This window comes from Polaribacter sp., from assembly GCF_965660385.1.
Classification (GTDB): Bacteria; Bacteroidota; Bacteroidia; order Flavobacteriales; family Flavobacteriaceae; genus Polaribacter.
Window position 1 is genome coordinate 1 of sequence record NZ_CBFHZT010000065.1, and the last position, 11,776, is coordinate 11,776.

The 11,776-nt window shown below is 30.8% G+C and carries 10 protein-coding genes and 1 pseudogene; 10 read left to right on the top strand and 1 reads right to left on the bottom strand.

Features of this window, described 5'->3' with window-relative positions:
* The 10 genes and pseudogenes from ACTG3V_RS13745 to ACTG3V_RS13790 all read left to right on the top strand — a co-directional run.
* Positions 1 to 1,830: SusC/RagA family TonB-linked outer membrane protein (locus tag ACTG3V_RS13745; RefSeq protein ID WP_439132745.1), on the top strand; the 1,830-nt coding region annotated here is incomplete at its 5' end.
* A gap of 4 nt (positions 1,831 to 1,834) precedes the next feature.
* Positions 1,835 to 3,535: a RagB/SusD family nutrient uptake outer membrane protein gene (locus ACTG3V_RS13750; protein ID WP_439132746.1), complete on the top strand. Its 1,701-nt coding sequence runs from the start codon at positions 1,835 to 1,837 to the stop codon at positions 3,533 to 3,535.
* Positions 3,536 to 3,571: 36 nt separating this feature from the next.
* Positions 3,572 to 5,401, top strand: a complete 1,830-nt coding sequence (locus ACTG3V_RS13755) for a DUF5018 domain-containing protein (protein ID WP_439132747.1) — start codon at positions 3,572 to 3,574, stop codon at positions 5,399 to 5,401.
* Between the two features lie 13 nt (positions 5,402 to 5,414).
* On the top strand, positions 5,415 to 6,521 hold the full coding sequence (locus tag ACTG3V_RS13760) for a DUF4960 domain-containing protein (RefSeq protein ID WP_439132748.1): 1,107 nt from the start codon (positions 5,415 to 5,417) through the stop codon (positions 6,519 to 6,521).
* Positions 6,522 to 6,584: 63 nt separating this feature from the next.
* Positions 6,585 to 7,472 carry a carbohydrate kinase family protein gene (locus ACTG3V_RS13765; protein WP_439132749.1) on the top strand — a complete coding sequence of 296 codons (888 nt, stop codon included), beginning with the start codon at positions 6,585 to 6,587 and terminating at the stop codon, positions 7,470 to 7,472.
* A gap of 57 nt (positions 7,473 to 7,529) precedes the next feature.
* Positions 7,530 to 8,372, top strand: coding sequence for an RteC domain-containing protein (locus tag ACTG3V_RS13770; protein WP_439132750.1), 843 nt, complete (start codon positions 7,530 to 7,532; stop codon positions 8,370 to 8,372).
* Positions 8,373 to 8,630: 258 nt separating this feature from the next.
* A complete protein-coding gene (locus ACTG3V_RS13775) occupies positions 8,631 to 8,909 on the top strand; it encodes a helix-turn-helix domain-containing protein (protein ID WP_439132751.1) in 279 nt (92 codons plus the stop codon).
* Positions 8,910 to 8,967: 58 nt separating this feature from the next.
* A pseudogene (locus ACTG3V_RS13780) lies at positions 8,968 to 9,632 on the top strand (ATPase).
* Between the two features lie 68 nt (positions 9,633 to 9,700).
* Positions 9,701 to 9,964, top strand: a complete 264-nt coding sequence (locus tag ACTG3V_RS13785) for a helix-turn-helix domain-containing protein (protein ID WP_439132752.1) — start codon at positions 9,701 to 9,703, stop codon at positions 9,962 to 9,964.
* A gap of 1 nt (position 9,965) precedes the next feature.
* Positions 9,966 to 11,237 carry a type II toxin-antitoxin system HipA family toxin gene (locus tag ACTG3V_RS13790; RefSeq protein WP_439132753.1) on the top strand — a complete coding sequence of 424 codons (1,272 nt, stop codon included), beginning with the start codon at positions 9,966 to 9,968 and terminating at the stop codon, positions 11,235 to 11,237.
* A 68-nt stretch (positions 11,238 to 11,305) separates the two neighbouring features.
* Here ACTG3V_RS13790 and ACTG3V_RS13795 read toward each other — a convergent pair.
* On the bottom strand, positions 11,306 to 11,776 hold a 471-nt coding region (locus ACTG3V_RS13795), incomplete at its 5' end, for a tetratricopeptide repeat protein (RefSeq protein ID WP_439132754.1).

An 11,776-nucleotide genomic window follows, 5' to 3' on the forward strand; every position in this document is an offset into this window, starting at 1 on the left:
ATTTTGAATATTAATAAAGACAATGTTCAAAAAACATGGAGAACATTTGGTAATGTATATGCAGATGTTAATTTAATAGATGGCCTAAAATTTAGCACAAAATTTAATTTTGACCACAATAGTTATAGTTTTGATGAGCATACAGCATCATTTAATCAAAACGGAAGTATTTTAGGTAATATTTTTATTAACAATGGTCAAGATTATCAAAGGTTTGCAAGAAATAGAAATGTTACTGATGTATATATTTTTACCAATTTAATTTCTTATAGCAAAGAGTTAGGTAATCACTCAATAAATGCATTTGCTGGTCATGAAACCTATAGCAAAAAACAAAATAATGATTTTAAAAGAATACAAGTTCCTTTAGGTACCAATGTAGATTTTGAAAAGATAGATCAATATGAAATTATAGCAGATAATACTATTTTAGATGCATATGGTATAGGTGCAGATAGTAAGCGAGAGTCTATGTTTGCTAAAGTGTCTTATGATTTTTCTGATAAATATTATGCTTCAGCAAGTATTCGAAGAGATGGTAGTTCTCGATTCGGTAAAAATAACAGGTATGGTATTTTTCCAACAGCTTCTATAGGATGGACTATTAGTAACGAGAAGTTTATGGATGACTCAAAAATATTTGATAATCTAAAAATAAGAGCTTCATGGGGTGGTAATGGAAATGCAGATATCTTAGAATATGCACAATATTCCATATATCAATTAGCAATAGAAAATAGTAATTATGATTTATCTGGTGAAGGTAATGGAGGTATAGACATTGGTGTTTCTCCAAATCAAGTTGGTAACCCAGATTTAAAATGGGAACAGTCATATCAAACAAATTTAGGTATAGATGCAAGCTTATTAAACAACCGTATCAATCTTGTTGTAGATGTTTATGAAAAAACCACATCTGATTTGTTATTACAAACAATACAACCTTCAGTTCTTGGTGAAGCAGGAAGTACCTTATTTTTTAATGCTGGTGATATGGTGAATAGAGGTATTGATGTTGTTTTAGGCTATTCCTCAAAAAAAATGAATGATTTTAAGTTTGGTGTTGATTTAACATTTTCTGCTTACAAAAATGAAGTTACCAGCCTAAGTAATTCAAACAACTTTATATTAGAGGGGGTTTCTTACACGGGTGTTGGGCATCCAATTGGTTCATATTTTGGTTTTGTAGCTGATGGATTATTTAGAACTCCAGAAGAAGTTGCAGTGCATGCAGAACAAACAGGTAAAGCTCTTGGAAATATTAGATATCGTGATTTAAACGGAGATGGTAAAATTGATCAAGATGATAGAACTATTATTGGAAATCCACATCCAGATTTTATGTATGGAATTAATCTTTCTGCTTCTTATAAAAACTGGGATTTTGGATTATTCTTTGATGGTCGTCAAGGTAATGATATGTATAATTCACAACGTGAGCTATTAGATTTCCCATATTTTGGTTTTAATCACGGTCTAAATACTTTAGATGCTTGGTCTCCTAGTAATGCTAACTCTACAATACCAACCTTAAGTACAGCAGATACTAATGATCAAAAAAGAGCTTCTACTTATTTTATTGAAGATGGATCTTTTTTCAGACTTAAAAATGTTAGTGTTTCATACAATTTTGATGATGAAAAAATCAAAAAAATTGGTTTATCAAGAGCTAAGGTTTATCTACAAGCAGAAAATTTAATAAATATAACATCATTCACAGGGTTTGATTATGAAGTCCCAGGATTAAGTAGAACGGGTATAGGGATTGCAGGTATGGCAGTCTATCCTCATACAAAAACAGTCAGTTTAGGGTTTAACTTACAATTTTAAAAAAATGAAAAAAAATAAATTAATAATTACTTTAACGATAGTGATGTTAAGTATGGCATCATGTTCAGAAGACTTTTTGGAAGTTAGTCCAGAAAATGTTATTTCTGAAGACAATTTAGACTTAGAACAACTTGTTGTCAGTGCATACAGTACCCTAGATTACAGGTACAATACAGGTGAATTTAGGGATAACTGGCCTTTTGATCATGCACCATCCAATTGGTGTTTCTCAGATATTAGAAGTGGAGATGCCTATAAAGGTGGTGGTGGTGTTGGTGATAACCCAGGAGGGGGTATGCATCAATTAGAAATCCATTCGGTATTTCCATCGTCAGAAAACGTCTATAACTTATGGCGAGCTATTTACTTTTCAGTATTTAGAATTAATAGTGCTATTACTGCAATAAATTCTAATCCTGATTTTGCAAATGGCGAATTAAGAATTGCTGAGTTAAAAGTTTTAAGAGCTCATTTTTATTTTGAAGCTATGAAGAATTTTGGATCATTTGTTTATATAGATGAAAACACTCCAGTTGATCAAGTTGCGACTATTGAAAACTCTTTTGATTCTGATTTTTTATGGAGTAAAATTGAAGGTGATTTAAACGCAGCAATTCCAATTTTACCTAATTCACAAACAGATCTTGGTAGAGTAAATAAATTAGTTGCATATGCCTATATGGCAAAAGCAAAACTATTTCAAGGAGAATGGCAAGAAGTAATAACAAATGCCAATTTTGTACTTGCTGGATCTTATAGATTAGTTGATGATTTAGAAAAGTTATATTCTTCTCCTGGTTATGCTAACGAAGAAAATGTTTTCGCAATTCAATATTCAATAAATGATGGTTCCGAATTTGGTAATTTAGATTTTGGAAACTTATTAAATTCCCCAGATTCACCAGCAGACGATGTCAATCATCCTTATTTAAATGGAGATGATTTTGGTAAAGTATCACAAAACATTGTAAATGCATTTAAAGTAGATGCTAACGGTTTACCTCTTTTAGATACATACAATGCATCAGATTTAGGTCCTAGAGATATTACAACTCCTGTAGATCCAAGGTTAGACCATTCAATAGGTCGTCCAGGAATTACTTGGAAGAAATGGACAGGAATGCCAATGCAAGATAATTGGAATAGAGATATTGCTACCTATGGATATTTTGTAAGAAAGAAAAATCAAATAGACCCAAATTCAGATTTAAGAGCTTCTGGCGGTTTTCCTTGGGCTAAAGGAGCATTAGATTGGGCAATCATTAAAATAAGTGATGTGATGTTATGGAAGGCAGAAGCATCAATCGAACTAAATGATATTGAAACTGGTATGACTATTATAAACCAAATTCGTAATAGAGCAAAGAACTCGCCAAGAGTTTACGATTTCAATAATAATTCTGTTGATGCAGCAAATTATGCTATAGAATTATACCCAACAACAGGTGTAACTCAAAATTATGCAAGAAAAGCATTACGTATGGAAAGAAGATTAGAATTACATAATGAAGGACATCATTTTTATGATTTAGTTCGTTGGGGTGATGCAGCTAGTTGGATAAATTCATATATGTTATCTGAAAGTGCCAAAAGAGGCTATTATAGTGGAGCTTCATTTACTCCTGGTAGAGATGAATATCTGCCTATTCCTCAAATAGAAATAGATGCAACAGGTGGTGTTTACAAACAAAGATCTGGTTATTAAAATAAAATTAAAATAAAAACATTTAAAATTATAGTGATGAAAAATATATCTAAAATTATTAAAGTAAAAAGTTTCCTTCTTTTAGGTTTACTATTTAGTATTATGTTAAGTTGTAATGATGAGATTACTTTTGAAGATCAAGTACCTGATTATACATATTCAATTATCAGATCTTTTGAGATTGGAGGTCAAACAGCTTCTATAAATCATACGACTGGTACAATTACAACAACATTACCAGCAGGTACAGAAATTAGTAGTTTAATTGTAAATATGTCATTACCTGAAGGTGCAACTATTGATCCAGCTTCTGGTAGTAGTGTAAATTTTGCAGATGGTCCAGTAGTTTTTACAGTTTCTAATAATGGTGTATCAAGAGAATATACTGCAACTATAGCAGCATATGGCGATCCTATGATTATGACTTTCTCAATTGGAGAAAACGAAGGTGTTATAGACCAAGCAAATGGTACAATTGCAATTACAGTAGGAAGTCAAGAAGATATTAAAGCTTTAACTCCTCAATATACAATACCTAGAGGAACAACGTCTAGCCCTGCTTCTGGTGTTGCTCAAGATTTTACGAATCCAGTTAAATATACAGTGCTTTCAGATGATGGTTTTACAGGTAAATCTTATGAAGTAAAGGTTACTCAACTTGCAGCACCAATTATAGATCTATTTGCAACTTCTGAAGATGTTTGTTCGGCTACGGGTACAATAAGCCACGAAAATTCAACAATTTCTGTAATATTACCAGCAGGTACAGACTTAACTTCAATCTCACCTGTAATAACAATTAATGATGAATTAACCATTTCTCCAGCTTCAGGGGTAGCTCAAGATTTTAGCGCTGGCTCAATAACATATACTGTTACAAATCAAGAAGGCCTTAAAAAATCATATGAAGTAACTATATCTTCTTCAAACTCTACTCAAAAAGTAGTGTTTATTGGTGAAGCAGATTGTATTAATACTTTACAAGATGATGATGCCAAGGCAGCAGCAGAATATTTAAAAGCACAATACCCTGATGATTTTGCTTATATCAAGATTGCAAATATTACAGAAGCTGCTTTAGCAAATACAAATGTTGTTATGTTATATTACTTAACACCACTTACAAATGGTACTCAGTATTTTGCTACAGATACAAACGTAATGACTTTGTTACCATCAGAATTACAACAAGGTGCACCACAAGCTACAGCTTTAACAAATTGGCATAAAGCTGGGGGTAATCTTTTTTTAGCTGGTGATCCAACAGCTTTTATTCATGTATTAGGACGTATGCCTGCTGACTATAGTGCAGATAGAGCATTAGGGAATTATAGATATACTGAATTTGGTTGTGCTCCAGTTGGTGGTTGTGTTGATGTAAATAAACCTGCAGATGATATCTGGGGTCTTGGTGTTAGAGATGCTAACAATTCTGAAAATAGAAGAATGCACCCAATTTATGATGGATTAACTTTTGAAGGTGATGGAGAGCTTTATTTAAACAATGCAGGTACAAGAGAAGTTAGATTAATATGGTGGCAACATATGGATGGTATTTTAGCACCAGGATGTTGTGGTCAAGATGCTGCATTATTGTTTGAACAAACCGTGAATGCCGTTAAATTAGGTACACTACGTTGGATTGGTGATGCATTTGGTTATGGAGCTGTTGAGTTTTTACCAACTAATGGAGCTGTTGATGCAAACTTTGATACTAATATCTCAAATGATTTTTCAGGACGTATTATTTCTCTTGAAAATACCATTATTGGCTATGAATTTAATTCAAACGATGGTAGAGTTAATGATTATCAAGGTAATATTGAATTACTTACATCAAATATTATTGATTATCTAAATAATTAAAATCAGATTAATTATGAAAAAAATAATAAAATTAAGAGTAGTTGTAATTGTAGTCCTTTTATTAGGACTACAATCATGCAACGAAAGAGAAAATTATACAGATGGTGTTTCTGTTTTAGAAATTATAGAAAAGGTATTTATCAATAGTAAAAGTGCTGAGATAAATCATCTTGCTGGTACAATTGATGTAAGTCTAGTAGGTAATACAGATTTAAGTTCAATTTTATTTGAGGTTGAAGTTGGTCAGGGGTTAGAAATAACACCACAGAGTGGTTCTATTATTGATTTAAATAGCCCTGTTGAGGTTACTGTTAGTAATGGGGTTTCAGAAAGGGTTTATACCATTAATGCTACATTACTTCCATCTAAAATAGCATTTTTAGGTGATGGAGCTACGATAGCTGATATAGCTGATGATGATGTTAAGGCAGCAGCAGAATGGACACAAGCAACATATGGCAGTGACTTTGTCTATATTTCTTATGCAGATTTAAGCGAAGCTACTTTAAATGGTGTAAATGTGTTAGTATATGTTCATGACCAGGTTGGGTCATCAGCACAACCACAAGCTGTAATAGATAAATTAAATGTATTATCTAAGTTCTTTGTACAAGGTGGTAAAATAGTTGCTGGTCTTTTAGGTACAGGTTTGGTTGAAGAATTAGGTAGAGATACTTCTGGTTTAAGAACTGTTATTGGTACAGGTGTAGGAGGTGTTAATCCTGATACTTGGGGTATTGGTTTTAGTGGTTCAAGTGTCTCTAATATAATATCAAATGGTCTTGATGTTTATGATGTTAATAGAGCTTTTGTTATAAACTCTGGTTACAAAGAAGATCACAATGCTTTGTGGAATCTAAGCTCAATTACTACAAATCCTTATGCAACTTTTAATTCGTTGTATAATGCAGAACCTATAGCTATTTGGGATCATACTATAGATGCACAAAGTTTTGCTGGTATTATTGTTTGGAATCCATTTGAGAGATTTGAAGGTTACATCATTACAATTGGTATAGGTGGTATGGAATGGAGTATGAATGATGGTCGTAATAATCCTTACTTAAGTAATGTAGAAAAAGTATATAAAAATAGTATTGAGTATTTAAGTAGTAAGTAATTGTAAATTTTTTTAAAGAGACAAACGGTTACGTTTGTCTCTTTTTTTATAAAAAAAGAATATATGTCAAAAATAGTATGTTTTGGTGAAGTGTTATGGGATGTATTTCCAGCACATAAAAAAATTGGAGGTGCTCCTCTAAACGTAGCTACTAGAATAAGTTCATTTAATAATAGCGTAGCAATGGTAAGTGCTGTTGGACAAGATGATTTTGGTGAAAAGATAGTAGAGTTTTTAAATAAAAACAAAGTAAATACAGAGAACATTCAAATAAAAAAAGAATTTCAAACTGGTAAAGTAAATGTAATGCTTAACGAAAAAGGTTCTGCATCATATGATATAAAATATCCAAGAGCATGGGATAAAATAAGGTTTACTGAAGGTGCAAGAAACATCGTTTTAAATTCGGATGCCTTTGTTTTTGGAAGCCTTGTTGCAAGAGATGAAACATCCAGAAATACCTTATACCAATTAATTGAATTTGCTAAATATAAAATCTTCGATTTAAATTTAAGAGAACCTTACTATACTAAAGAGGTCTTGGTTTATTTAATGGAAAAAGCAGATTTTATAAAATTTAACGATGACGAGTTATATGAAGTGTGTAAAACGCTAGGATCAAAATACAATTCATTAGAACAGAATATAAAATTTATTGCAGAAAAAACAAAAACCAAACATGTTTGTGTAACCAAAGGGCCTCATGGGGCTGTTTTATTGTATGATGGTAAATTATATTACAATAGTGGGTTTCAAATTAAAGTAATAGATACTGTAGGAGCTGGAGATTCTTTTTTAGGATCGCTAACAAGTAAATTGTTAAATAAAGAAAATCCACAAAAAGCTATAGATTTTGCCTGTGCTGTTGGTGCTTTGGTTGCTCAAAGTGAGGGTGCAAACCCTAAAATTTCAAAAGAGCATATACAACAGTTTTTAAACCCTTATAACTAGTAAAAAATAAAATGAAATAGAAAACAACTCTATTTAAGAGTATAATTATAAACTGAATTGAAAAAGGATGAAGAAAAAGTAAAAGAATTAGAGAATAAATTAGAAATATTAGAATCCGAAATAGAAGACATTTTACAAGTTGCAGAAAAAAGTATTAAAATAACTAAGAAAACTTTAATTGAGATTAGAAATACTGTAGTTAGAAAAAAATTCAAAAGTAAATTAAACGAAATACAATTTTTTAAAGTATACAAGCCTCAGGTATATAGTAAAGTAATCTATTATGTAACTTTATTTAATATAGGAGGTAAGAGACCTAGAAGTAGTATTAAGTCAATAGTTAAGTACCATAATAATCATATAGATAAATTACAAACTTATTTCAACGATAACTTAGAATTTTATCAATATTATAGAAGAGGAGCTACATTTTTAGACGAACAATATTTTTTAAGAGGGAAAGCAAATATGCGTTTGTATCCAGAAACATTTCATTTTTTAACAGACGAACAATTTTCTACAAGTCATGATAGCACAGTGGCTACAATATTAGCTTTTGATATGCTAATAATTCATCTCAAGAAAGAAGTAGATAAACTAGAAGATAAAGGCATGGAAACAAACGGAAACACCTTTAAAAAACAATCACAATTATTTTGGACAGGTAATAAAACAGAATTAGTAGAATTAATTTATGCACTTCACAGTGCTGGTAAAGTAAATAGTGGTACTGCAGATATTAAAGAATTGGCAATGGCTTTTGAAGAGATGTTCAATATAAATTTAGGAGACTATTACAGAACATTCCTAGAAATACGCTCAAGAAAAATAAACCCAACAAAATTCATTGATAAGCTTAAAGGATCCCTAACAACTAAAATACTTGAATCTGATGAATAATTACCCAACTTGGGTTTTTAGAATGCAGGTTATATCCATATAATTTGTACTTTTTTATAGCTTCTTTTTTTTCTAAAGGAGTACAAAGTAATATAATGTAAAGTATTGTAAATGAGTTGTAAAAAACACCCATCTTGGGTAAAGGTTGTGATTGTTTTATGAATATTAAGTTCATATTTGTCATAGAAATAATAATTAACCTATAAAGAAGTGAGTTTAATGTTAAAACATTTATCCAATTCTTTCTAAAAAAAAACTATGGCAGCAACAATTATTACAACAGAAGATTTTCAAGATTTTAAAGTAGAATTATTAGAAGACATCAAAGCTATGATCAATCATCAATCAGGTTTTACACCAAAAAAATGGCTCAAATCACCAGAAGTCAGAGATTTATTAAGCATCTCACCAGGAACACTACAAAACTTAAGAATTAATGGCACACTTCCCTATTCTAAAGTAGGCGGAGTAATTTATTTCGATTACGAAGAAATTGTAAAAGTAATGGAAGAAAACAGAGTCCATAATAAATTCTAAATTTTTAACACAAATCATTGCGAGGAGTTTACGACGTGGCAATCTTATCAATAAAAAAATGAAAAATCTTCAACCTCATATAATCCAAGAAGGCAGTGTCCAATACCAATTAGGAGAACTAATAGGGAATCAAATAATCTATGACTTTCCAATAAATTCAAATCTATCTAGAAGCAAAAGGAAAATTATTATTTGGTAAAAACTTCAAAATATCCTCAGAGGATGAAGCTATTCTTTACAAATTATGCATTTATTTTATTCGTGATTTTAAAACTTGTAAAAAATTAAAAATCGATCCTAATAAAGGAATTTTACTAACAGGCCCAAGTAGGTTGTGGTAAAACAAGTTTAATGAAAATACTACGTCATATTATACCTCATAAAAAAAGTTATAAAATAATTCCATGTAGAAACACCGTTTTTGGTTTCAACCATATTGGTTTTAAAACTATTGAAGATAACGGAAATGAAAATTATTATTGCTTTGATGATTTAGGGGTAGAACCAATTGGTAGGCACTATGGTAAAGATTGTAACGTAATGGGAGAAATACTGCTATCACGTTACGATTTATTTGTAAAAAGTAAAATTAAAACACATGTAACCACCAACCTAAATGCGCAATAACTAGAAGAAAGATACGGAAATCGAGTACGTTCAAGAATGCGTGAGTTGTTCAATTTAATTGCTTTTGACCAAATCAGTAAAGATAAAAGGATTTAAAAAATGTGTATTATAATAAACAATTTCAAGTATTTTAACTATATTTGTGTAATATAATAAACAATAAAATGATTAATGCTGTAACTATTAAAGATGTAAAACTGCAATTAGGCAAGCTCTGCAAGCAGAAAAGACAAAGTTACGAAATGTCTCAAGAAGATTTAGCAGAAGCCCTAGACATCTCTAGATATACCATTCAAAAGTTTGAAAGTGGAAAAAATGCAACATTAGACACCGTATTAAAAATTGCAAACCATTTCGATTTATTAAGCAATTTATACCAAGCCTTAAAAGACATTGAAAAGTCTAACGATATAAACTCACTGTACTAAAATGGCTAAAAATAATATCATAGACGTTGTTTTATTTGGCCTTGAAATAGGAAAGTTAGGCTATGATGTAGATAAAAGAGCATCTTATTTTCAATACAACCCTACATTTTTAGAATCTAACCAATACACTAATATTTTTCCTTACGTTTTTAAACGAATAAAAGGGGTTCAAGTATTCAATAAATTTGAAGGCGAAACCTTTAGAGGGTTACCACCAATAATTGCCGATTCTTTACCAGACATGTTTGGTAACATCATCTTCAAAGAGTGGTTTGAAGCTAAAAATAAAGAATTCAAAAAAATTACGCCTTTAGAGCAATTGACTTATGTATCCAATCGTGGTATGGGCGCATTGGAATATCATCCTACAGCTGAAATACCAAAATCATCAACGATTAATATTGACGAAATTGTTGAAGTATTAAATAAAGTGTTGGATCTAAAAAATGAAACAGCTGCAGAAGTGTTAAATGATGCTGCACTATTAAATATTTTTAAAATAGGTACTTCTGCAGGAGGTGCACGCCCTAAAATTCTAATTTCGGAACATAAAGAAACAGGCAAAATTATTCCTGGTGATATTGAATATAGCAATGCCTATAATCACTATTTGGTAAAATTAAGCATGAATGAAGAATGGGGCTACAACAAAGAAAAGATAGAATACACATACTACCTTATGGCGCAAGAAGTAGGCATTCAAATGATGCCTTCCAAACTTATTGATAACAAACACTTCGCAACCTTACGTTACGATAGGCAAAATGGCGAAAAACAACACGTATTAACGGTAACAGGTTTAACAGGTTGGGATTTCAAAAAACCAGATGATGCGAGTTATGAAAATGTTTTCAAATTAGCCTTAGGTCTTAAAGTACCTTACAAAGACATACAAGAATTGTTTAAACGCATGGTTTTTAATCTCGTATTTGCTAATATAGATGATCATTTAAAAAACCACAGTTTCATATACAATAAAGAAACCAATGCTTGGAGTTTAGCACCGGCCTACGATTTAACATACCCATTAAATATCAATCTAAATTACAGCAACGTATCAAGAGCGTTGGCCATCAATAACAAAAGGGCAAATATTACATTAGCAGATATCATGACCATTGCAGAAACCTATGCAATTAAAAATCCAAAAGGTATCATTAAGGAAATTCAAAATACAATCAATAGTTGGGATAGCATTACAAAGCAATTAGAAATACCAGAAAAGATAAGAAATGAAATTAAAAAGGAATTTACTAGAATTATCAATCATTAAATGAAGTGTGTAATTAGTTGTTTTTAAAAAACAATCAAAACTGAATTGAACACTATCAAATTAAAAATTTATAGCAGTCTTTCAGACCTCAAAATTTGTTTAAGTCTGTTATGGTTTTCCCAAAATCGATCTTTTATTTTTTGAAAAACCTCATCATATTTAGGATGGCTAGAAAGAGATTTAACTAATGGATCTTCTTCGAGAAATAATAAAATCCAATATTGAAAACCATCTTGTAAACTAAATTTACCGTAAGCATCTATAGCTTTATCTGGTTTATTTTCATAAAGATAAAGCATAGCTAAACTTGCTTCTCTGTAAATTGACGCATCTTTATCCAAGTAGTCTTTATATTTATTAATATATTTTTCCGCTTTATCAGAAAAGCCTAATTTTTTATAGGTGTAGGCAATTTTTATGTTCTCTGCTGGATACAGATCAATTTTATTAGTAGAAAGTATGTGAATATATTTCTCGTAATAAACCAATGCATTTTCGTAATCCTCTTGAAAATAATACGTTTTGGCTAATTCTTGAGT